At 53.2% G+C, this 23,011-nt stretch carries 22 protein-coding genes, 1 tRNA gene and 1 pseudogene; 4 read left to right on the top strand and 20 right to left on the bottom strand.

The annotated features are described in order from the left end of the window. Positions 1 to 2: 2 nt before the first annotated feature. Positions 3 to 668 (bottom strand): peptide-methionine (S)-S-oxide reductase MsrA, encoded by a 666-nt coding sequence (gene msrA, locus QFZ34_RS13915; RefSeq protein ID WP_307282004.1) that lies wholly within the window; start codon positions 666 to 668, stop codon positions 3 to 5. A gap of 35 nt (positions 669 to 703) precedes the next feature. Further along, positions 704 to 1,027 (bottom strand): hypothetical protein, encoded by a 324-nt coding sequence (locus QFZ34_RS13910; RefSeq protein WP_115054718.1) that lies wholly within the window; start codon positions 1,025 to 1,027, stop codon positions 704 to 706. 428 nt (positions 1,028 to 1,455) lie between these two features. Between QFZ34_RS13910 and QFZ34_RS13905 the strand changes: the two genes are divergently transcribed. Beyond that, positions 1,456 to 1,546: transfer RNA gene (locus tag QFZ34_RS13905), tRNA-Ser, on the top strand. Between the two features lie 28 nt (positions 1,547 to 1,574). Here the strand turns inward: QFZ34_RS13905 and QFZ34_RS13900 are convergent. The 9 genes and pseudogenes from QFZ34_RS13900 to QFZ34_RS13860 all read right to left on the bottom strand — a co-directional run bounded on the left by QFZ34_RS13900 (position 1,575) and on the right by QFZ34_RS13860 (position 9,796). Next, positions 1,575 to 2,492 (bottom strand): ribokinase, encoded by a 918-nt coding sequence (locus QFZ34_RS13900; RefSeq protein ID WP_307281999.1) that lies wholly within the window; start codon positions 2,490 to 2,492, stop codon positions 1,575 to 1,577. A gap of 18 nt (positions 2,493 to 2,510) precedes the next feature. Beyond that, entirely contained in the window at positions 2,511 to 3,161 is a 651-nt protein-coding gene (locus QFZ34_RS13895; RefSeq protein WP_307281997.1) for a TenA family protein, read from the bottom strand. Between the two features lie 4 nt (positions 3,162 to 3,165). After that, positions 3,166 to 4,008 carry a BtpA/SgcQ family protein gene (locus QFZ34_RS13890; RefSeq protein ID WP_307281995.1) on the bottom strand — a complete coding sequence of 281 codons (843 nt, stop codon included), beginning with the start codon at positions 4,006 to 4,008 and terminating at the stop codon, positions 3,166 to 3,168. A 58-nt stretch (positions 4,009 to 4,066) separates the two neighbouring features. Continuing rightward, the gene (locus QFZ34_RS13885; protein ID WP_307281991.1) at positions 4,067 to 4,834 is read right to left on the bottom strand and encodes a glutamine amidotransferase; all 768 of its coding nucleotides are present in this window, start codon (positions 4,832 to 4,834) and stop codon (positions 4,067 to 4,069) included. Positions 4,835 to 4,897: 63 nt separating this feature from the next. Further along, complete coding sequence (locus QFZ34_RS13880) at positions 4,898 to 5,965, bottom strand: phosphotriesterase family protein (RefSeq protein WP_307281989.1); 1,068 nt, start codon at positions 5,963 to 5,965, stop codon at positions 4,898 to 4,900. Between the two features lie 5 nt (positions 5,966 to 5,970). After that, positions 5,971 to 6,969 (bottom strand): ABC transporter permease, encoded by a 999-nt coding sequence (locus tag QFZ34_RS13875; RefSeq protein WP_307281986.1) that lies wholly within the window; start codon positions 6,967 to 6,969, stop codon positions 5,971 to 5,973. Continuing rightward, positions 6,966 to 7,787, bottom strand: a complete 822-nt coding sequence (locus tag QFZ34_RS13870) for an ATP-binding cassette domain-containing protein (protein WP_307281983.1) — start codon at positions 7,785 to 7,787, stop codon at positions 6,966 to 6,968. The genes QFZ34_RS13875 and QFZ34_RS13870 overlap by 4 nt, the downstream gene beginning before the upstream one ends. Beyond that, a complete protein-coding gene (locus tag QFZ34_RS13865; RefSeq protein ID WP_115054691.1) occupies positions 7,784 to 8,734 on the bottom strand; it encodes an ABC transporter substrate-binding protein in 951 nt (316 codons plus the stop codon). Before QFZ34_RS13865 ends, QFZ34_RS13870 begins: the two co-directional genes overlap by 4 nt. 38 nt (positions 8,735 to 8,772) lie before the next feature. Continuing rightward, a pseudogene (locus QFZ34_RS13860) lies at positions 8,773 to 9,796 on the bottom strand (LacI family DNA-binding transcriptional regulator). A 335-nt stretch (positions 9,797 to 10,131) separates the two neighbouring features. On the opposite strand from QFZ34_RS13860, the gene QFZ34_RS13855 reads away from it, so the two are divergent. Next, positions 10,132 to 10,437: a hypothetical protein gene (locus tag QFZ34_RS13855; RefSeq protein WP_115054819.1), complete on the top strand. Its 306-nt coding sequence runs from the start codon at positions 10,132 to 10,134 to the stop codon at positions 10,435 to 10,437. A gap of 70 nt (positions 10,438 to 10,507) precedes the next feature. Here QFZ34_RS13855 and QFZ34_RS13850 read toward each other — a convergent pair whose 3' ends face one another. Then, complete coding sequence (locus QFZ34_RS13850) at positions 10,508 to 11,392, bottom strand: LysR family transcriptional regulator (RefSeq protein ID WP_307281980.1); 885 nt, start codon at positions 11,390 to 11,392, stop codon at positions 10,508 to 10,510. 103 nt (positions 11,393 to 11,495) lie between these two features. Here QFZ34_RS13850 and QFZ34_RS13845 point away from each other — a divergent pair, with 103 nt between their 5' ends. Beyond that, positions 11,496 to 12,485: a zinc-dependent alcohol dehydrogenase family protein gene (locus QFZ34_RS13845; RefSeq protein ID WP_307281976.1), complete on the top strand. Its 990-nt coding sequence runs from the start codon at positions 11,496 to 11,498 to the stop codon at positions 12,483 to 12,485. 6 nt (positions 12,486 to 12,491) lie between these two features. On the opposite strand, the gene QFZ34_RS13840 is transcribed toward QFZ34_RS13845, so the two are convergent. The 3 genes from QFZ34_RS13840 to QFZ34_RS13830 form a co-directional block, all read right to left on the bottom strand. Beyond that, positions 12,492 to 14,444, bottom strand: coding sequence for a DUF4139 domain-containing protein (locus QFZ34_RS13840; RefSeq protein WP_307281973.1), 1,953 nt, complete (start codon positions 14,442 to 14,444; stop codon positions 12,492 to 12,494). Between the two features lie 62 nt (positions 14,445 to 14,506). Continuing rightward, complete coding sequence (locus tag QFZ34_RS13835; protein ID WP_307281970.1) at positions 14,507 to 15,850, bottom strand: MFS transporter; 1,344 nt, start codon at positions 15,848 to 15,850, stop codon at positions 14,507 to 14,509. A 37-nt stretch (positions 15,851 to 15,887) separates the two neighbouring features. Next, complete coding sequence (locus QFZ34_RS13830) at positions 15,888 to 16,952, bottom strand: histone deacetylase family protein (protein ID WP_307281967.1); 1,065 nt, start codon at positions 16,950 to 16,952, stop codon at positions 15,888 to 15,890. Positions 16,953 to 17,173: 221 nt separating this feature from the next. On the opposite strand from QFZ34_RS13830, the gene QFZ34_RS13825 reads away from it, so the two are divergent. Continuing rightward, positions 17,174 to 18,388: an MFS transporter gene (locus tag QFZ34_RS13825; protein ID WP_307286319.1), complete on the top strand. Its 1,215-nt coding sequence runs from the start codon at positions 17,174 to 17,176 to the stop codon at positions 18,386 to 18,388. A gap of 8 nt (positions 18,389 to 18,396) precedes the next feature. Here QFZ34_RS13825 and QFZ34_RS13820 read toward each other — a convergent pair whose 3' ends face one another. The 5 genes from QFZ34_RS13820 to argH all read right to left on the bottom strand — a co-directional run bounded on the left by QFZ34_RS13820 (position 18,397) and on the right by argH (position 22,906). Then, on the bottom strand, positions 18,397 to 18,858 hold the full coding sequence (locus QFZ34_RS13820) for a GNAT family N-acetyltransferase (RefSeq protein ID WP_370878849.1): 462 nt from the start codon (positions 18,856 to 18,858) through the stop codon (positions 18,397 to 18,399). A gap of 79 nt (positions 18,859 to 18,937) precedes the next feature. Beyond that, on the bottom strand, positions 18,938 to 19,768 hold the full coding sequence (locus tag QFZ34_RS13815; protein ID WP_115054684.1) for an ABC transporter substrate-binding protein: 831 nt from the start codon (positions 19,766 to 19,768) through the stop codon (positions 18,938 to 18,940). A gap of 32 nt (positions 19,769 to 19,800) precedes the next feature. Next, positions 19,801 to 20,565 (bottom strand): amino acid ABC transporter ATP-binding protein, encoded by a 765-nt coding sequence (locus tag QFZ34_RS13810; protein ID WP_115054683.1) that lies wholly within the window; start codon positions 20,563 to 20,565, stop codon positions 19,801 to 19,803. Between the two features lie 2 nt (positions 20,566 to 20,567). Then, complete coding sequence (locus QFZ34_RS13805; RefSeq protein WP_307281957.1) at positions 20,568 to 21,467, bottom strand: amino acid ABC transporter permease; 900 nt, start codon at positions 21,465 to 21,467, stop codon at positions 20,568 to 20,570. Between the two features lie 5 nt (positions 21,468 to 21,472). Further along, complete coding sequence (gene argH, locus QFZ34_RS13800; RefSeq protein WP_307281955.1) at positions 21,473 to 22,906, bottom strand: argininosuccinate lyase; 1,434 nt, start codon at positions 22,904 to 22,906, stop codon at positions 21,473 to 21,475. Positions 22,907 to 23,011: the final 105 nt, after the last annotated feature.

Raw genomic sequence — 23,011 nt, 5'->3', positions numbered from 1 at the left:
GGTTAATTTACTGCTCTGGCACTCGGTATAGGGCAAGAGACTCCTGTTCCACGCAGCCCGCAATAACCGTCGGGATTCTTGGCCAGATATTGCTGATGATAGTCCTCGGCATAGTAAAATATCGGTGCTTCGAGAATCTCGGTGGTGATAGTTCCGCGCCCTTTGGCCGTTAGTGCGCTTTGGTAATCAGCGCGGCTTGCCTCAGCCACAGCCTGTTGCTCTGGTGTGAAAGTATAGATTCCGGAACGGTATGTTGTACCGACATCATTGCCCTGCCGCATGCCTTGGGTTGGGTCGTGCTCTTCCCAAAATATCGTCAACAGCTCTTCATACGAAACTATCGCCGGATCGAATACCACCAGTACCACCTCGTTGTGGCCGGTCAGACCGGTACATGTTTCCTGATAGGTTGGATTTGGTGTAATTCCGCCAGCATAGCCCGCGGCAGTCAGATAGACGCCGGGCACTTGCCAGAACAGACGTTCAACGCCCCAAAAACAACCCATTCCGAACATGGCGGTTTGCAGATTGTCAGGCCAAGGGCCCTTTAATGGGCGCCCATTAACAAAATGCGTTTCTGCGGTTGCAATTGGCGATGAACGGCCAGGCAACGCCTGCTCTGCCGTCGGCATTTCGGATTTCTTGCTCAGCATGCTGAATATGGACATTGCGTTACCTCCGGTGGATGGGCTTCGACGATGCTTCAGCGGGCAGCGAACCTGCCTGTTTTGTCGGCGCGTCTGTAACCTATCGCGTATAACAACAGCGCGAGAAGAGCGAAGACGAGCACTGTAGGCGCGTCCAGTACCCAAAGCATCAACGGGTCCCAGAATATGCTGTATAAATGGGTTCTGATGCTTGTTTCGACAAGTGCAAAAGAGTTGGCTGAAACCGATTGCCAGCTATCTCTCAGCGACGTGATGACCAGGTTGGATGCGCCAACTGATCTGGCGGCATCCAACACAGCGGCAATAATAGCCAGGCTAAGGCAGATATAGGCTAAAAGCCTGAAAATAAGACGTAGCAATATTCTTCTCCAAGGGCGAAACGTCCTTCACCTGAAAGGATGTTGGATCGCTTGATCTTCTATCCTCTAACGCAAAACCCCGGAACCCGGAATCGCTTTTCTGGACATGATTGCGATCCGTTGCGACGTGAACAGAATTGCGCGCCGTGTGCCTCCGAGGAGCCGTCAGCCATATCTATACCTATAACCAATTGTAATTAAATGATAAAATGGTGATTTTGCCGTAAACCAAAAATATATTGAATTAGGAGTTGAACAAGTGCTTGTTCTGGCTATAGTGCGCGCCGCACAGGGTAGCTGCCGACTAACCATCGTATAGCGCTGTGTCTGTATCGAAGAATGAGTGGCCGATGGTTGACGGTGCTCTTGCAGCCGGTCTTTTCGGTTGCACATAATTAGCCCGATCAGCTATGTGCTGGGCGTATTGCGGAGAGGTGGCCGAGTGGTTGAAGGCGCACGCCTGGAAAGTGTGTTTACGTTAATAGCGTAACGCGGGTTCGAATCCCGCTCTCTCCGCCATTATTTCAATTTTATGCAGAACTATCCGTTAGTTGACGGCATCCAGCTGGCCGTCACTCAGAATTTGATCGAGTTCTGAAGTTGTGGGGAAAGCGGAGCGTGTGCCAACTTTCGATATAGTGATTGCCGCTGCATGAGACGCATGTTCGAGCGCTTTTCTATCGAGCTGGCAGCCGCGTTTTAAAGATGATGCCAAAGCGACGGACATGAACGTATCGCCAGCTCCGGTCGTATCGACAACCATACCAGGTGATGCAGCCACTACGATAGTTTCCCGCCTGTTCACCAGCAAGGCACCTTCACTCCCCAAAGTTAGAACCACCTCTTGAATTCCTTTTTGCAGGAGATATTTGGCGGCAGCTTCACCTTCAGCACCTGTTAAAGCCTGCGCTTCCCAGCGATTGAGAAACACTATATCCACCAACGCCCAAATATCCGAGAAAAATGACCGCTGTGGCGACGGATTGAAGGCGGTGATCATGCCAAGCGATTTAGCGAATTGAAGAATTCCTACCGTCGCCTCGGGGGAAAGATTTCCCTGCAGAATGGCAAGATTGCCTGGTTTGGCTTCCGCCAGAGCGGGCGCAACATGTGAAGCGCATAGCCTTTGAGCAGAGTCCGTTGTCGTAACGATCGCATTTTCTCCGTCGGGCAGGCGGAAAATAAGAGAAATGTCGCTCGATATCCCCTCAATGCTGATGAGTTCGCTGGTTAAGGGCTCCCCCTGAAGATGTTTGCGGATCGTTGCAGCTCTCGAATCCTGCCCCACCGGAGCCACAAGTACCGTGGGAATGCCGCAGCGCGCCATTACGACAGCCTGGTTTGTCCCCTTCCCTCCGAGATCGTGCGTGCCCACATGCCCAAGGATCGAAGCGCCGGAGATAGGAAGCTCATCGACAATGATCGTTTCATCCATGGCAATATTGCCGATTACATAGGCACGCATGCGGTCACTTCCTTGAAGTCAGAGATATGGCGCGTCGTGAAAATCAATTTCAAGCTGCATCGCGTAGCCAAAAATACTGCTTAGCCGGACGCACAAGCCTTCAGGGAGCCCCTGCTGACCTGCCATATCGAGCTGATCCTTGAGCCACGTGGCCTGATCCGCAAATGCCTGATCCACATGCATTGCAACCCATTCCTTTAAAAGCGGATCACTGATGTTGCCGGCAGACGCCTCCTTCGACCAAGTCCAGTACATCCATTCTGCCGCAAACATTGCTGCGATAATATCGAGAAACTCACCGTCCTTGGCGATGGCCAGCATGCCCGAACAAAAGTTTTTGACGGCCGGTATACTGGTATCGAACGATGAGGGATCGATGCGACGGCTGGCAAAGGTCCGCTCGAAATAAGCAATCTGGTCATTTGCAAGAGCGATAACGACTGCTGCAAGCCAGCGCTTTTGCTCGATGGTCTGCGCTTTTGCCACCGAGAAAGCGAAGATGGAAATTGCCGTATCAACAAAAGCCCCCTCATAAACGAGGTAGCGCTCGAATACAGTATTGCTCAATACATCGTTCTTGATGTCCACGACAAAGCGATGATTGATCATCTCTTCAAGAACGCCCGCGTTTTCGCGAAGAATACGTTCGGAGAGGGTTTCGGTTGCCATCGGTTCAGGCCTCCAAACCTGGCTCCGCCGCCTTGCGGAATGCCTTTACGCGATCGATATCCACCGCATTCCACCACACGCCATCATACTTGAGTGATGAGGCAACAATAACGCCATTGGTGCGACCAAGAATATCTACGATATTGTCCTTGGTTACGCCGGATCCAACGAGCAGTGGAAGGTGCGTAGCAGAGCCGATTTCGTCGATCTCTTCCATCGTTGCACTGTTGCCCGTCCGCTGGCCCGTAGCAATGATGCCATCTGCATCAAAGAATGCCAGATCGCGGGTTAGTTCCTCGATTGAACGGTCGGCAACAATAGCATGGCTGCCGTGTTTGACGTGGCTGTCGGCAAATACCTTGATGTGCTCTGCCCGCAGCATGGAACGGTAACGCATGGCTTCGGCGGCGCGTCCTTCCATGAACCCTTCATTCGCCACATAGGCATTGGCCCACTGGTTAACGCGGATGAACTTTGCTCCGCCTGCCATGGCAATGGCGAATGCCGGAATTGGTGCATTGGCAAGGACATTGATCCCAAGTGGAACGCCAATGGCGCTTGCAATACGGTCCGTCACCACGGACATGAAACCCGTTGTTTCAGGACCGATATCGTCCGGCTTCGAAAATGGAATGTCGCCGTGATTTTCAATGACCAGACCATGCAAGCCGCCTTCAATGCAAGCTTCGGCATCGCGCATGCACGCATCATAGATCACATTCATATCGGCGCCCCTATATCGTGGAGAACCGGGAAATGCCGGGCAATGGATCATCCCGATGAGCACCTTATTGGTGCCGAATATTTCCTGCACAGCATTGGATGCGCGATCCGATATTGCTTGCATGTTTTTCCCTTTCATGGAGACTTCATATGTGTCAGCTGGTTGTCCCAGACGCCTGTCTTCAGTCGCGCGTTAGCCAACCGAGAATGTTTTTCCAAAGCCTGCCATAACCTTCCCACTCGCAGAATGCAGGCGATAGCCAATGCGGGCCAATATCCGATGTCCATGCCGCGGTCTTACCTTTGCCGAAACGTCCGAGAACCAGAAGCGGATGCCCGCCCTGATCGTCAGGCAGGCGTGCGATTACCTCCACATCTTCCCGTTCGCGAAGCTCGACCTCGTTGACACCGAGAAGCAACGGCCATTCGCCATCGAGCCCGGCCATGACTGGGTGATCCGGTAGTTCGATCTTCGGCGTCGTTCCTTCCGGTATCTCGACACGATCGTCGTAAGGAAGGCAGGTAACAGGAAGAACGTCTTCCACCGCAGTGCGCCGCCAGCGGGCCTTCCCATCAATGCCTTGAAAGGAGAAGTATCCGCCAACCATCAAGAGCGAGCCGCCCTTTTCGACCCAGGCCTTGATCAGCTTGAGGCGGTTGGGGACTGTACGGGAATGCAGCCAGACATCGGGTGGCAACAGCAGCGAGTTTGCACCTATGTCGGAAAGGATGATGACGTTATACACGTCCAGACCGGCCATTTCGAAGGGAAATTTCTCAACCGCTTCGTGCGCGGGCATGTAGGTCAGTTCGAAATCGCTACCCGCGAGCGCCTTGACCAATGGTTCGGCACCAAGATGAAAGGTAACGCTGCCGAACTGATCGAAACCTTTGTAATGTGTTGCAGAACTAACCCAGCTCTCGCCAACGAGCAGTACTTTCTTTGTCATCGTCTTACCATTCTTTCTTAAAATTTCCGGGTCCTTCCCAAGACTCCGGACAGGCAACTCGCGTTAAACACCTGCGTGAAAAACTGAGCGGGGGTTGGCTCGCATCATTTGATCGAGAGCCGCTTTATCCAGACCGTGGCGTTGCAGCCGCGGCAGAAAATGACGCAAGACATAGGCATAGCCATTGCCACCGTATCGGGTCAGCATCATCTTGAGGAAAACGTCGTGCGACAGCAGCACCCGGTCGAGATGACCGACATCTGCGAGGCGGACAATGGCCCGTGCTGCCTCTTCATCACTTGGACACTGGACCTGCTGATCAGCATAGAAGAAGTCCATGCCGATCATATCATATTCGAGGAAAGCGCCGCGGGCGGCGAGTTCGCTCTGATAAGCAAAATCGTCATGGGAAGGGTTCATATGGCAGAGGACCGTATGTCGCAGGTTCGCACCCTCTTCCGCAACGATATCGAGGACGCGGTGGCCCAACCTGAACCAGCCAGGCAGATGCACCATAAGCGGCAGGCCGGTTCGCACCTGCGCCTGAGCAGCGCCACGCAATGACTTCTCTTCATCAGCAGTGAAGTCCGAAGAGACGCCGATTTCGCCGATCAATCCAATCCTGACATCGGTCCCGTCCACTCCCTCCACCGCCTCGCGGACAATCTCCGTCGCTATATTTTCAACGGTCATTGCCGCAACCTCAGGGGGGTGCGAGGAGCCAAGATAATATCCGGCTCCCATCACCACATTGAGGCCGGACGCCTTGGCAATACGCCTCAAGGCAAGCGGGTTCCGGCCGATACCCCGGCAGGTCGGCTCTACAACTGTCTGCCCACCCTCAGCGACAAAGGCCTTCAGCTCCGTTACCGCCAGCGGTTCATCATCAAGCGTAATATTATGCTTGTTGACAAAGGGATCCTGCTTCAGCTCGCCCAGTATTTCGATGCAGACAAAACCGCCTGCAAGATATTGGCGCTCCGGGGTCTTCGGCGCATGCCACCAGCACCGGCAGTCGTTCAGAATATGCTCATGCATCAAGGTAATGCCAAGCTTCTCCGAGGCTATCGGCCCGTTGACGGTCATCACCTTGCCGGAATGGATATGGGCTTCCGAGAGATCTTTGCTCATGGAAGTCAGCCTTTTCTGCCGAACCGGAAATTCGCGGTGAATATCCGGGTATTCAACCAGATGGCGACAAGGATAATTGCGCCTGTGACGATCTGTGTGAAGAAGGGCGAGATGTGCATCAGGATCAAGCCATTGCCGATGACCGCAATGGTGAACGTTCCAAGCACCGTGCCTATGATTGTCCCCCGGCCGCCCATCAAGGAAGTTCCCCCGAGAACGACAGCGGCAATCACTTGTAGTTCAAAACCCACAGCAGCGTTGGACGAGCCTGACCCCAGCCGGGCTGCAATCAGCAGACCCGCGATCGCACATGCCACGCCGGATATGATGTACACTGATGCGATGATCCATCTGGCAGGCATGCCGACACGGCGGGCAGCTTCCATGTTGGAGCCGACGGCCACAACCTGACGTCCGTATTTTGTCGACCGGATCGCCACATAACCTAGAAAGGAAATAACGACGGCAATGATCGCGGGTACCGGAAACCCGGCGACGATACCCCGTCCCAAAGCAAAGAACCCCGGCGCATCCTGAATTGGGATAGAATAACCTTGGGTGAGATAAAGGGCAAAGCCACGCAGAATCGACAGTCCTGCCAGCGTGACGATAAATGCCGGGATGCCCTGATAGGCAATGAACCAGCCCTGTGCAAATCCTAATCCACCGCCCAGTACGATCATTGCAACCACCACAACCGGCCACGGAAAGCCCATCGCCATCACAACAGCGGCGACTGCATTGATCAGCGCAACCTGAGAACCAACGGAAAGATCAATGCCTCCGGTGATGATGACGAAGGTCATGGCGATGGCGACAATCAAGATCGGAGCAGCCTGCCGGATGATATTGAGAATGTTTCCGGAGGTTAGAAAAGTCTCGCTGCCAACTGAAAAGAATATCATGCAGGCGGCAAAAAACACAGCAATCGAAAGAACCTGCGCATGCTCGCCGAAGAAATCTGCAATGCGCGACCCCTGGCCACGCTCTGTATAAACGGTCATTGTCTGGCTCCCTCACCGACAATCAGCTTCACGAGGTCTTCAAGATTAGTGCCGCCGATCTGCCGCTCGGCAACCTTCGTGCCCTCGTACATGACGGCAATCCGGTCACAGACCCGAAAGAGGTCTTGAAGACGATGTGTAATGAGAATGACCGAGACGCCCTGCGCCTTGACCCGGTTGATCAGTGCCAGCACCGCTTCAACCTCGGCAACTGCAAGTGCCGATGTAGGCTCGTCCATGATCAAGACCTTGGGCTTGAACGATGCGGCGCGGGCAATGGCAATGGCCTGACGCTGCCCGCCTGAGAGTTGCGCGACCTTACCCGTCAGCTTTGGAATTCTGATTTCCAAAGCGTCCAGCATCGCGCGCGCTTCAGTCAGCATTTTCTTGCTGTCGAGAAACATGCCCTTGCTGAGTTCACGGCCCAGAAAGAGATTGCCGACAACGTCGATCTGGTCACAGAGGCTGAGATCCTGAAATACCATTTCGATGTGCCGATTGCGCGCATCGGCGGGTCCGGACAGACGAACTTCCTCGCCTTCGATCGCCATCGTGCCGCCATCGGGAATATAGGTTCCTGAGATGATCTTGGTTAAGGTGGATTTCCCTGCCGCATTGTCGCCGACCAATCCAAGGCATTCGCCAGGAAAGATATCTAGATCGACACCGCGCAAGGCTTGGTGCGAACCAAAGGATTTACGGATACCGCGCAACGAGACGCGGGGATTGGAATCAGTCGCGCCGCTTGTTCCACCTCCGGAGGGAACGCCCCCTCCGGAGTGAACGGCGGCCGCTACCTGCCGGCCGTTCTGGTTCATTTGAAGACAGCCCTGTATGGATCGACATTGGCTTTTGTCACGATGGTAATCGGCACGGAAATGTTCTGATCAACAGCCTGGCCAGCAGCCACCTTCTGCAAGGCATCCACAGCCGCTGCCCCCATTGCCGACGGGTCCTGCTGGATGACAGCTGCAACGAATCCGGCATCAATGCCTGCGATGGCTTCCGCCGTCAGATCCCAACCGAAGACCTTGATCGTATCCTGCTTGCCCTGGCTTTGAACAGCAGCAATGGCTCCCATAAGCGCCGGTTCGCCTGTCGCGTAGATCGCAGTCAGGTCAGGATTGGCGGTGATAAGGTTTTCTGCCGCCGAAAGCGCATTGTCCTGAACGTTCTGTCCATCAACGACTCCGGCAATCTCGATACCATCAGTGCCCTTGATCGTCTTTTCAAAACCTTCCTGACGGACATTCTGAATGTAGGAGTTCAACGCTCCAACGACGCCGATCTTTGCTTTGCCGGCCATGTTTGTCTTGACGTAGTCAAGGAAAAACTTGCCCATGTCGGCACCCGCCGTCGCGTTGTCCACGCCGATCTGCGCTTTTTGCGGGCCCGCCGGCAAGATGGCATCGATAGCGACAACGGGAATACCCGCATCCGCTGCCTGCTTGACTGCAGGCATCAGTCCGTTGACGTCGATAGCGACTACAGCAAGGCCAGAAACCTTTTCCTGAATATAGGTTTCGATAGCGCTGTTCTGCGCCGTTGGTTCATTATTGGAGTTGAAAATCACCAGCTTCACACCGGCTGCATCGGCCGCTTTCTGTGCGCCTTCATTCATCTGGTTGAAGAAAAGCGCCTGCTGGTTGATCTGAACCAGCGCGATCGTCTTTTTCTCCTGAGCCACGGAGGCCGAAACGGCACAGCTTAATATGGTAAACCCTGCCAGCGCGATCATCATTCTTCTTGTTAGATTCAAAGTCATGTTCTCATCCTCTGTTGTTTTTAGCCGTCGCTTTTTTGTTATTTCGCTGGCGGAGCAACGGAGTTCCGCACCACGATTTCGACAGGCAAAAGCTCTTCCGAAGCGGAGGGTTTCCACTCTTGCCAGTTTGTTTCCAGAAGCAGTTCCAATGCCCGGCTGCCAAGCTGCCGGACTGGCTGGCGGATCACCGTCAGCGGAGGCGCGAAGAGATGCAGGGGCCCGACATCATCGAAACCGATCATCGATACGTCGCCCGGAACTGAAACGCCCCTATCTTTGAACACTTCCAGCATGCCAATGGCGATTTCATCCGAGCTGGCAAAAATCGCGGTGGCCTCATGGCGTTCTTCAAGGAAACGCAACGCAGCCTGACGGCCGTAATTGATGGTATATTCACCGGCGTAGCGGTCCACCCGGGCCAGACCTGCATGGTGCTCGCGAAGAGCTCTCATCACGCCATCGAAACGGCGACGCGCACTAATCATGCGCTCATCTCCACCGATAAACAGGACATGCCTGTGCCCATGGCCAGCCAGATGCAGTCCAGCAAGATATCCGCCATGATCATTGTCACAGAAAAGCTTTGGGCGCTTTGGAGCCAGGGATATCTTCGTCAACCACAATGACCTTGCTGGAACGATTGATCAGATTAGCAAGCGCGCCGTCGTCAGGATGGTTTGTGACAAAAATCAAGCCATCGACATGATTCCGCTCGATGAGCTGGAGATATTCTATTTCCCGGCCCGGTCGGTTAAGCGTTGCATGCAGCGAAACAGCCAACTTTTTCTCGTCCGCCGCCTGCTCCACCGCTGCCACGAATGTAGAGAAGAATGGATTGGCGATTTCCGGTACTACCAGACCAATCGTATCGGAGCGCCCCATGCTCAACCGCCGCGCATGTGGGTTTGGAACGTATTTGAGCGTGGTGATCGCATCTTCGATGCGTTTCTTGGTGTTGTGGGGCAGATCAAGGCTGCCATTTACGAAGCGCGAGATCGTCGTCACTGACACACCCGCAGCGGCGGCTACATCTTTCAAACTTGGCATCGTTCGCTTAACCAAGAGCCAAACCCCATTGTAAAGCGGTTTAGTAAACCGATTTACAAGAATGATATTACTTTCCGTTGGTTGTCAATTACGTTTTTTGCACCTTTTAAATTATTCCGCACACCGCGACGTTCATCGTCGCCAGTACCCTGTCGCTGACTCAGCTCTCAAGCAAATCAGCACCGCCGACTGATGAACTGTCTCCAACCAGGTACACTTTTGTCCTAGCCACCTTTGGCCACGACGCGATGCACGGTGATTGAACTCACCCCGGTCCCTCTAAAAAGTTTGTCTTGACGGCTTTCAACAGTGAGGCGACACTTGCAACCATGGCAGGACAAGAGAAAACGATGGATGAGCCAAACCGCTGGCGTCACATGGCGAGCGCACCGAAAGACGGCAGTCGCATCCTTGTAACAATCCGTCCATCCGAACAGGGACAGGCGGAAGTTGATCTCGCTTACTGGTCTAATGGTGATCAGTTCGGTGCTGAAGGTTGGCGCGCCTCCGATTCCTCACCTGGCCGCATCGTCGAATATGCCGAACCGGAACTGAAGTGCTGGATGCCGATGCCCTCAGCTAATTTGAATCGTACATCCATGCCCCTACCTTGGGAAGGCGACGACGCCAAGCAGCTTGACGGTTCAGGAATTTAAGCACTCGCGTCGATTCGAAAAACCGACATGCGAAGGGCTGCTTTTCCCATCCCGACTGGTCATTGAATGGCTACATCATCTTCGGCAGCGCGATTGCCAACGCATCCACAGCAATGCGTACCTTTAACGATAAATGAGGCGTCTGCAGCCACATCGCATAGCAATCGTAAGGCAGTCCGGGCTGATCGGATAAGAGTTGGACAAGCGTCCCTTCTTGCAGACGGTCCCGCACCAGCCAGCTTGGCAGCCAGGCCAGTCCCATCCCGCTGCTGGCAGCGTCGGCAATAGCATCGAGGTCGTCGAGACGTATTCGATTGATCGGCACCAGCATCTCGCCTCCCGGAAAACTCCATGAGGGTATCCGGCCAGAACGGCGGTACATGACGCCCTGGTGTTGATTGAGATCAATAATCTGCTCAGGTTTGCCATGCTTTTCGAGATAGGACGGCGACCCGCATACGATCATTTCTTGACGTGCGATACGGCGCGCGATGATACCGGCCCTGTCTTCAGGGACACCCGTTCTAACCGCCAGATCGAAACCGTTTTCCGCAAGATCGTAAAAGTCATCATTATACGATAAATCCAGCTCCAACGCGGGATATTTCCGCGCCAGTTCCAGCAAGACAGGCGTTACGCAACGCCGCCCGAAATGCACCGGCATCGTCACGCGCAATTTTCCGCGAGGCTCCAAAAGCTGATCAGCCGCCTGTGCATCGGTTGCATCCACTTCGGCAAGAATAATGCGGCAACTCTCATAATAGACATGTCCAAAATCCGTCAGACTTTGGCGGCGTGTCGTCCGGTTGAGGAGACGCAACCCAAGTCGCTCTTCGAGAAAGCGGATGTGCTTTCCAACCATTGGTCCCGACAGGCCGAGTTCTTCCGCGGCTGCCGCAAACGAGCCCAGATCTACGGCTTTGACGAATACAGCCATACTCAGAAGACGATCCATATTCGAAACTCTCAGTTTCTACTGCATTACTTTTAAGCATATTTATCGCCAATCCAACTCCTGTCATACCCCATTTAATTCAAATAATTTGGAGTTTTGACTTATGGCTCGCGTCGTTCGCTTTCATGAATTTGGTGGACCGGAAGTTCTACGTATCGAAAACGTTGATCTACCAGCACTTGGCCGTGGCGAAATACGTCTTCGCGTTAAAGCGCTGGGTCTCAATCGCGCTGAAACCCTGCTACGCATGGGACGCTACATTGAAACCCCATTATTGCCTTCAGGGTTGGGATTGGAAGCTGCGGGTTTTGTCGAAACGGTCGGCGAAGGCGTAGATGATTTTGCACCAGGTGACATTGTCAGCGTTATTCCGCCCGTCTCAATGGTTCGTTGGCCTGCTTACGGCGAAGTCGCAACTTTTCCAGCAAGGCTGCTCGTCAAGCATCCGCCATCGCTTGGCTGGGTAGAGGCTGCCGCTCTCTGGATGCAATATCTTACCGCCTATGGTGCTTTGATCGATATCGCCGGCTTGCATAAGAATGATTTTGTGGTCATCACCGCAGCATCCAGCAGCGTTGGACTCGCTGCAATCCAGATTGCAAACATGGTAGGCGCCACGCCAATTGCGGTTACGCGAACATCTAGCAAAGCGCGTGCATTGCTTGACCATGGGGCGGGCTACGTCATTGCCTCGCAAGAGGAGAATCTAGAGAGACGCTTGGAGGAGATTACGCAGACCAAGGGCGTAAGGGTGGTGCTGGACGCTGTTGGCGGCCACATATTTGAACCACTGACCGCTGCAATGTGCGAGGGCGGCATTCTTATCGAATATGGCGGGTTAAGCAACGAACCCACCCCCTTTCCATTGTTCAATGTCCTAAGCAAACGACTAACGTTACGCGGTTATCTTGTTCACGAAGTTATCAATGATCAAGACAGATTGGATACTGCGAAGTCATTCATTCTGGCCGGGTTGGCATCTGGCGGTTTGCAGCCGGTCATCGCAAGAACATTTGCATTCGATGATATTATTGAAGCTCACCACTTTCTCCAGTCAAACCAGCAATTCGGCAAAATCGTCGTGACGCTTTGAGTATGCCTAGAATGTACGGATAATCCGCGTAACATCCTCGTTGAACTTCCCGATGATTTCCTGCGCGGCATCCCGCTCCTTGCGCAGCTCTCCCAGACGGTCTTCTTCTTCACCCATTTGCGCCAGATATCTGCTTTGAAGATCGCCATTGGGTACAGCTCGCAAGTTCTCGCGGGTACGATCCTGAGATTCAGCTACCTGATCATACTCTCGTTGAACGCGGTCAAGCGCCTCTTGGGCATCGACCTGCTTCATTCGCGCTTCCGCCAATTCTTTCAGCTTGGTTTTTACTTCCGGATCTTCCGCGGCATCAGCCCAACTTGTTATCATCTGAGGAGCGGCATCCGACAATGCAAATTCTTCAGCCTGAGTTTGCTCACTGACCGTTTCCACATTGCGCGTTTCGCCTGCCTTCAAGGCAATACGAACGCGGTCATGGGTCAGCGTCGAATCGGCGGTATTTTCGGCCCTGAATGTCCAGCCCGGGCGTTTCTCCTGCTCGATGAGCACAGTGCGATCACCATCAGCTGCACCATTCACTGTAAATATAGTTACTTCCCGTAACAGCGTCTTTGCATGAATGATTCCATCAACGACCTTTATCGAAGTGATCATCCTTTGAGGTTTCGTGTCGGCACCCACTGAAACCTTTTGATCAAGCGCAAAACTGGCAGCCCGCTTTTCGCCAGATGGCATTCCAGCTATCTGAGCATCTCCCACATAGCCGGACTTGCCATTATAGACGGTCAATATGCCTTGCGGAAAACTGGAACCACTATCATTTTCAAGCATGACAGAAGCTGTCGGGTGCTCACCACTGCGACCGACCTGATAGACCGAAACCATTTCAACCTTCACGTCCTTGTCCAGCAAAGGCACGGAAATTGTTTCGCCGTTCTTCAGATCAAATTGACCTGGAAGGGAGAAGTTGGACGTAACCTCCTGCTCCTCAATGGCGGTTTGCTGAGCGGCCGGGGCCATTTCGATTGGCCTTTGTGGCATCTGCATCTCTGGAGCCGGGGCTGCATAGCCGGCTGCTGCATCCTGCTCTTGTGCCAGCTTTTGTCTGCGAGAGGTGCCTAAACTTGCGATTGCAGGATTTTGCGCGGATGTATCGACGACAAGTTCAGCCCGGTCTTTCCAGTAGCGCCTGTGAAGTGCCTGCTTCAGCGTGACAGGCTTGCCCGACGAAAGCACGATAGAAACGTCGTTCCAATCTTCGCCGGAAGCGTTCTCGAATATGGCCCAGGCCTGTAGCCGCGCCGTGCCATTTTCACCCGTCACCATGCGGTAACTGGTTTTCCAGATCGGGGCCGAGACAACATATGAAATGTCTACGGTGCGGGTACCCTGCCCATCCAGCTCGATTTTAATTGTGCGGGAGCCATCCACGGCGCCCTTGCCTGCGACAAGAGTTGCGTCGGCTATTTTAGCGTTCAGAGTCTTGTCCAAAATTTCAACGGATACTGAACTGTCGAGCGGGACCGTCGTGATGTCTCCCTTGACGGTAAGTATGGAGAGAACCGCATTTTGTGCACCGTTTGCGCCGGTTTGATATTCGACACCAAGTATGCTGCCTTCGAGCTCGCGCGCTCCCGATATGCGGATGCCCGTGCCCTTTACGGCATTCAGCAATCGGGGAAGCGAGTTCAGATCATCAACGCTAAAGGGCAGTGTACGAAACGTTTCTTCCAGCGGATTAGGACCCGCCAATGAGAGATTTTTAACCTTGCCATTGGCATCTCTGATGATGAGACTTTTCAGGATGTCATCTACCTGATCCAGCGGAACATTGATCGTAATCTCGCTATTATCGCCAACATTGGCGGAGCGAACAATTTCCGACAGGCCGCCCGATGATAGCGTCACGGATTTTACGGGTCCGTTCACGGCGGCCAATGCAGTCGTGCAGATCAACGGAAAAAGCAAAACCGGCAAAAGCTGACGTTTCAATGCCATGGACAGTTCTCCCCAATGTGTCGAAGTGACAATCACGCCCCTATCCGGGAAAGGTGAAGAATTTAAGATTTGGCAGGCTCAGTCTCAATCTTCTGCATTCTCTCGGCTGCTCGCGCAGCAAAAGATTCCGATCCGCTATCTTCTACGGGAAGGAAAATGCTGCAAAGGAAGCTTATTCCAGCGATGAAAATGAACAGACCCGCCAGCGGTGCCCACTGGACTCCATAGGTGTGAACGAGCCAGACACCGATAACCGGCGTAAGACCACTGAATATTGCACCGCTAAGTGAAGAGCATAGCGAGATGCCTGTATAACGCAGATGGACTGGAAACGCCCGGGTCAGAAACGGTGCCATAACTGCGTAATGGGCGGCGAGAAACACGGTTGCGACCAGAATAGCAATGTAAATATTGGTTAGATTACCGGTAATGATGAGCATCATCATTGGTACCGCAAAAAGCAATGCCGCTCCGGACATGGCAATCAGGAGAAAGCGCTCGCCAAACCGCGTAGCAATGTATGAACCGGCAGGAAATGCAAAGAGCTCAATAACGCCGACCCATGAAACAAGCTCCAGCATGTCAGAGCGGTTGATTCCAAGCGATGTTGTTGTGAATGTCATCATCAATGTGGTGATGAAATAGAAGCCTGCGACACCGAGCAGACAAAGTCCCATGCCAAGCACCAGCGACTTCTTTTTCGTTAGAAAAATTTCCTTGGCCGGGATGACGTTTTGTACCGTCTTCTCTTTCAATCGCTCTTCAAGCTCAGGACTCTCATTGATGCCCGCGCGAATGATGAAAGCAAAGATGATCAATATGCCGCTAAGCAGGAAGGGGATTCGCCAGCCCCAACTCAAAAAGTCTTCTTGCGGCAGATCAGACACTGTACGGAAGGCCAGCGTTGCAAGAATAAGCCCAATCGGGCTTCCATATTGCGGTGCTGAGGCGAGAAAAGTCCGCCAGCGAGGTGGAGCATGTTCGGCGGCAATCAGCACAGCACCACCCCACTCGCCCCCGACTGCCACGCCCTGTACGAGGCGCAGCAGCACAAGCATAACTGCCGCCGACATACCGATGGAGTGATAGCTGGGCAAAACACCGATCAGCACTGTTGCGGCGCCCATCAGCAGAAGAGTTATGATCAAAGAATTCTTGCGTCCGACCTTGTCGCCAAAATGGCCGAAAAGAAGCGCGCCGACAGGTCTTGCCACAAATCCAATAGCGAACGTGCCCAGGGACGCAAGCACCCCCATCACAGGATCTTGCGAGGCAAAGAAGACATCCCCGAAAACCAAAGCAGCAGCAGTGCCGTAAATATAAAAATCGTACCACTCAATCATGGTGCCGACAAAGGCACCTGTTGCGGCACGAATTGGCTGGCGTTTTGCTGCGATCTGATTCATCTACTTTCCCCGGTGACGATATAGTGACCGCAGTCACTCATACTGTTCTATTAGCCTGATAGGCGGCCATGAAACGTGGCGCAGCTTCCGATACGGCGCTGAGCGAATAACCACCTTCCTGCACGATTGCGGTAGGCAAGCCAGCGGCTCCCCAGATTGCTCCTATTTCGGCATAGGCCGCTGTCGTCACGTTAAGCCTGGAAAGTGGGTCTTCGTGGTGCGCATCCCATCCAGCTGAGATAACAAGCGCCGTAGCACCATGATCGGCCACTGCGGCCGCAAGCCTGCGATTGGCATCAATGAAGGCATCATCACCGCTGCCTTCCGCCAGCGGTAAATTGAGGTTCGCACCAAGGCCGCTACCGGCGCCGGTTTCATCCGCATAACCACTATAGTGGGGATAGTAGTTGGAAGGATCGGTATGGGTTGAACCAACGAAAACATCATCACGGCTGTAGAATATGGCCTGTGTTCCGTCGCCGTGATGTGTATCAAAATCAATGATTGCCACACGCTCGTGCTGCTGACGCAAATGTTGCGCAATGATTGCCGCATTGTTGAAGTAACAAAATCCTGCGGCGCGATCGACATAGGCATGATGGCCCGGAGGGCGGCAAAGAGCAAAGGCTGCCTTCTCGCCACTCAACAAAGCATTGGCAGCAGAGATCGCCGTTTGGGCAGAGGCATAAGCCGAAACATAAGTGCTTTCCATCATGGCGCAGGAAAGCCCGTTAATGTACCAGCCAGCCTGTCCAAGCACACCAACAGGTCTTGGTCTTGGACGGGCAGCATAGTTTTGATCTGCGCCTTGATACGCACTCACATTCGGCAGAACTTCAGGGCCATGATTTGGCAGTTGCATGAACCGGTCATATGCCGTCTGTAAAAACTCGACATAGTGGTCCGCGTGAACGGCAAGTATGGGATTAAGTCCCGCGTCACCGGTCGCTTCTTGCGAAAGTCCAAGATCAGTCAGCGCTTTTATCAGGGTTTGGGCACGTGCCGGATTTTCCAGCGGGTCGGTAATTCGGCCATTTACCATATATTGTTTAGGCTGATGAGCCATTTGCTGGCTGGAAAAGAAAAGTTTCATGATGCTCATTTTCGATGCTATTTGCCGTGAGTCGGCTCAGAGCCTATTCGCTGGGGCGAACAATGCAAGTTTGGACTTGCAATAATGATCAACGCGCTCTCATTAACCTGCGATTGATTGCTCCAATGTTGATCCATGATTGCTCTCCCGAACCATAACTACAATGTCTAGGAGCTACGGAAGATTTCCCGTTCAAAATGAGCTGCCCACGGCAAATATAGTTGGATGAATTGACTGACACGGACACAGACTCGAGTTCAGGGGAATCAATTTACTGGAAGCAGAATCTATTGGTCTGCCTTCTCGGGTCGTTCACAACAATTGTTGCGATGACTTTGATACTGCCTTTTTTACCGCTCTACATAGAACAGTTGGGGGAGACAGGTCATGCCGCGATCGTCCAATGGTCTGGCATCGCCTATGGCGCAACCTTCTTCACCGCCGCTCTGGTCGCTCCATTGTGGGGCCGTCTTGCAGATATCTATGGACGCAAGCTGATGCTGATCCGCGCCAGCCTTGGCATGGCCATTGCGATGTCTTTGATGGGCATGGCCACAGAGGTCTGGCATCTCATTGTCCTTCGGCTGCTCACCGGCCTGCTTGGTGGTTACGCATCCGGATCGACTGTCCTTGTAGCCACACAAACGCCCAAAGCGAGAACTGGCTGGGCTCTGGGTACGCTTGCCTCGGGCATCATGGCAGGAAACCTTATCGGGCCTCTGATTGGTGGCGGACTGCCTCCGTTGATCGGCATCCGCGCAACATTCTGGCTGATAGGTGGGGTCATATTTGTCACATTTCTCGCAACAAGCCTCTTTATCAAGGAAGAAAAGCGGCCGCCCAAAAGCCAGACGCAAAAGCAGAACAGCGGATGGAAGGCAATCCCGGACAAGCGCCCGGTAATTGTCATGCTACTGGCGGGAATGCTTTTGATGCTCGCTACTATGTCCATTGAACCCATCATCACAGTCTATGTGGCACAACTCGTAGACAACCCGGCCCATGTAACCATGGTTGCAGGTATCGTGATGTCTGCGGCAGCGCTAGGCAGCGTGTTGTCCGCATCCAGACTGGGCAGACTGGCGGATCGTATCGGGCACTGGAATGTTATCGTTGCAGCTCTCGGCATATCTGCCCTGCTGCTGATCCCTCAGGCTTTTGTGACCGAGGGCTGGCAGCTGGTCATTTTGCGCTTTCTGATGGGACTATCTCTTGGAGGGCTCCTTCCCTGCATAACCAGTGTTATCCGCCACAATGTTCCAGATAGAGTTGCGGGCAACATTCTTGGCTATGCGACATCCTCGCAATATGCAGGCCAAGTCATCGGTCCGCTCATGGGAGGATTTGTCGGTGGGCATTTCGGCATGCGAGCGGTTTTTCTTGGCACGAGCATATTACTTGCCGGCAGTGCGCTTTATGGATGGATCATCCGGCCCAAGCCCTAACGAGGCAGCTAACCACCCTGCTTTGCTGCTTCATGCAAGGCCGATCCCTCGAAACGATAGAACAACTTTTCCGGCTTCGGGACACCGCCTAACCCTTCATAGAAGGCACGCAAGCGCGGGTTGTCGCGATCAGCTGTCCAGTCGATGCGTGCATGGCCCCGCTCAAGCGCCAATTTTGCCAGCCCCTGTATCAGGCTTTTCCCCACGCCGGATCCGCGGTGTTGCTTTGAAACAAAAAGCTCTTTGAGGAACAGACCAGACCCAAGACCGGGTCCCGGATAGACTGGCGTGATCGCAGCAAAGCCCACAATCTCTCGCTGGGTGGCAACAAGAATTTCTGTACCTGTTGGCATCGAGGCCAAGCCTTCGAGTATTTTCTCGCGCGGCGGGCATGGTACATCGTAGTGCGCTTGCATTTCCTCGAATAGAGCAGCCAGGGCAGCGTGGTCCGATGCGCTTGATAGTCTCACTTCCAACAATTCAACGAACTCCAGGTTACAAGAATGGCAACTTCACATTGCCATTCTTGTATAATTTCATAACCGAAATCTATTCGCCCATGTTGACCGTGATTGGCGACAGCTTGTTGGCTTTGAGACCGTATTTGTCGAGAAGAGCGTCATAGGTTCCGTTCGTCTGCAGCTTTTCAAGCGCCACTTTCACGGCATCGCGCAATTGTGGTTCGGATTTTAAAACCGGAATACCAGCCAATGATTGGCTGAACGCATCGCCAATTGTAACATATGTGTCAGGTTCGAGCTTTTGATTATAAGGTAGAGTTTCATTTCCCTGAGCGGCTGCCTGCAAACGCTGGCTTTTGATTTGAGTTCGGGCATCAGCAGACCCTTCCGTACCCGTCACGTTGATTGCAGGCTTGCCCTTTGCAACGCAATTTTTCTCGCTCCAGGCGGTAATTTGCGCTGGCCAGTCGGTTGAGCGGCTGGCACCGACGGACTTTCCGCAGAGATCATCTACTGTCTTGATTTCTGCTGCCATAGCCTTGGACGTATAGAACTGAGCACCCGACTTCATGTAATCAACAAAGTCGGCAGTTTCCTGACGGGCCTTCTTGTCGCTCATTCCGGCCATTGCCAGATCAACGCGGCCTGTCTGCAAGGAGGGTAGCATTTGGGCGAAAGCGATTTCCTGCCACTCGACCTTTACGCCAAGCTCTTTGCCTATTGCTTCACCCAGATCAATATCGAAGCCCTGAAGCTCATTTGTAGCCGGGTCCTTATAGGTGATCGGCGGATAGTTTGGCATTGTCGCGATGACGATCTTGCCAGCGTCCTTGATACGCGCTGGAAGTTCCTGTGCTGCAGCCGGAAGGCTGACGACGATGGCAGCGCCCAATAGGGCAATCGTTTTATAATTGTTCATATTCTGTGTTCCTCTTTTATGTTTATGATATTTCAAGCCAATACGGCTGCGATAAAATCCTGTGTACGCTTTTCTTTCGGGTTACTGAGAATCTCTTGTGGTGTTCCGCTTTCAATGATCTTACCTCGATCCATGAAAACAACGCGGTTGGCGACTTCGCGCGCAAAGCCGAGTTCATGGGTGACCACAACCATGGTCATTCCGCTGGTCGCCAGATCACGCATAACATTGAGAACGTCGCTGACGAGTTCTGGATCAAGCGCTGATGTGGGTTCGTCAAACAGCATGAGCTTTGGCTTCATCGCCAATGCCCGGGCAATGGCGATGCGCTGCTGCTGGCCGCCCGAAAGCTCGCTGGGATAGGCGTTTTTCTTGTCCGTTAGCCCCACTTTTTCGAGCAAAGCCATCGCTTCCGGAATGACCGCGCTTTTGGTGCGCCGTTGCACAATGACAGGGCCTTCAATTATATTCTCAAGAACTGTCATATGTGCGAACAGATTGAAGCGTTGAAACACCATGCCACTTGAAAGCCGCTGCCGCGCAATTTCCGTGTCATTGAGTTGATAAAGCTTATCGCCTTCTTGCCTGAAGCCGATGAGTTCATCGTCAATCCATATTGCACCGGAATCAATTCGCTCAAGCTGATTTATACAGCGCAGCAATGTGCTTTTTCCTGATCCCGACGGACCAATAATGCACAATACTTCACCATGTTCGATTTCCAGCGAAACCTTATCCAATGCCTGAAAATCACCGAAAAATTTGTTGAGATCGACTGCAACCACCATCGAAGACATCGTTACACTCCCTCCGCTTCCGTGAGTGTCACGCGCTTGACGTCACGGCGGCCCTGGCTTTTCGCATAATGCTTCTCAAGCAGATGCTGTCCGATAGAAAGTATGGTCACCACAACCAGGTACCAAATGGCGGAAACGATCAGCAATTCCATCACCCGGTTATTTGCATAGTAGACAGACTGCGCATTGCGCAAGATTTCTGCATAACCGATCACGCTGGCGACTGATGTGAGCTTGACCATGCTGATGACTTCGTTGCCGACTGGCGGAATGATAACCCGCATCGCCTGGGGAAGGATGATCCGGCGCAGCATGGTAAGGCGGGTCATGCCAATAACTTTCGCCGCCTCGATTTGACCGTTGTCGACAGAGAGAATCCCGCCGCGCACCACTTCCGCAGTATAAGCCCCTTGATTGATGCCCAGTCCGAGCAGGGTCGCCATGAATGGGGTCATGAAATCGACGGTGCGCATTTCAAACAGACCGGGAATCCCCAATGTCGGAAAAATCAGTGCGAGGTTGAACCAGAGGAGCAATTGCAGAAGTAGCGGTGTCCCCCGGAAAAACCATATGTAGAATACGGCGACATATTTGAGCACCGGGTTCGGTGACATAATCATGATGGCAAAAACGACGCCGAGAAAAAGCCCCAGCGCCATAGCACAAATCGTCATCAAAATTGTGTTCCAGAGCCCCGACAGAATGGCGGGAGCTGTGAAAAACTGGGCGACTACCGGCCATGCGATCTGCCCCTGAGCGAATGCTTTGACAATTAAAGCCAGTGCCAGAATGATAAGGCTGGCAGCCAACCAACGTCCGTAGTGTCGCCGGGGCTGATGATGAAGATGAGCAATCGAATATTTTGCCGGAGGAATGGAGATGGTGCTATCGACGTTTGCCATATCTCTTACCTTTCAAATCGGGGACCGGAATAAAGTTTCAGCCACTCCTGTTGCTTGTTCAACAGATCACGCAGCCGCCCGATTTGTTCTTTAACCCTGTCAGGTGCCGTTCCGCCATAAGCTTTGCGGGCTTCAATCGCCGCTTTCGCGCTTAATGCTGACTTGATGGAAGGATGCAGCCGCGCATCAACAGTGGCTAGATCGTCCTCACTCAAATCCTCCAGACCGATCGACCGGTCCTCGCAATACCGCACCAAGGCCCCTGTAATTTCGTGTGCTTCCGAGAATGGCACACCATTTTTTGCCAACCAGTCAGCAACTTCGGTGGCCAGTGTAAAGCCTTCGACCGAGTGCTGCTGCATCCGGTCGACATTCACTCGCATTGTGCGGATAAGCCCGGTCATCGCGGGAACGACCAGTTCCAGCGCATCGATCGTATCAAACGCTGCATGTTTGTCTTCGGCCAAGTCACGATTATAGGCGAAGGGCAAACCCTTCAATGCGACCAGCATCGTCGTCAAACTACCGATCAAACGCGATGCACGACCGCGCGTCAGCTCCGCAATATCGCAATTTTTCTTTTGCGGCATGATCGATGAACCCGTTGCATAGGCGTCATCCATTTCTATCCAGCGGAATTGCCGCGACGACCACAGGAATAATTCCTCGGCGAGACGCGACAAATGGACACCGAACATCGCCATGACAAAAAGGAATTCGGCGACGTGGTCACGGCTGCCGACCGCATCGATGGAATTCTCGCTTGGAGCGTCATACCCAAGTTCCTGCGCGGAGATTTCCGGATGCATTGCAATGGCGGAGCCTGCCAGTGCCGCTGCACCCAGGGGCGAGCGCGCTGCACGGCGATCCCAGTCCTGTAACCGCTCAAAGTCACGGGCAAAGGTTTGAGCATGCGCAAGCAATTGATGCGCAAAGCTGACAGGTTGCGCCGGTTGCAGATGTGTGAAGCCAGTCGTCACTGTCTCGACATGCTGATTTGCCTGCCCAATCAATGCTGATTGGAGATTCAATATATCCAAACCGATCCTGTGGGCCACATCACGCAGATATAATTTCAGATCATTGGCGGCCTGATCATTGCGTGACCGTCCTGCGCGCAGCTTCCCCCCCACTATGCCAACGCGTTCTCCCAATACTCGTTCGAGAAATGTATGTATGTCCTCATCGGCTGGAGAAGGAATGACAGCGCCTGATCGATGCTCTTCTCCAATTGTCTGCAAGGCTGAACATACTTGTTCGGCTTCCGAAGCGGTCAGGATGTTGGCACGAACAAGCTCGCGGGCATGAGCAGCCGAGGATGCAAGATCGTAGGGGACGAGCCGGAAATAGCTGCTTTCTGATCTTGATAGTGCTGTAAGCTCTGCAGATGGGCTCGCTCTGAAGCGGGCGCCCCACAGACGCGCGGATTGCTCAGCCATAATATCGTTCCCTTATTCTTGTTATTTTGAAGCTTATGGTTGTGCTTTAAGCGCGACAAACGAAATTATTTCGCGTAACCATTCCAAAATGGAATACCCTGCCAC

Source organism: Phyllobacterium ifriqiyense (assembly GCF_030817885.1).
Taxonomy (GTDB): domain Bacteria; phylum Pseudomonadota; class Alphaproteobacteria; order Rhizobiales; family Rhizobiaceae; genus Phyllobacterium; species Phyllobacterium ifriqiyense.
This window is presented reverse-complemented; position numbering and strand designations above follow the sequence as displayed.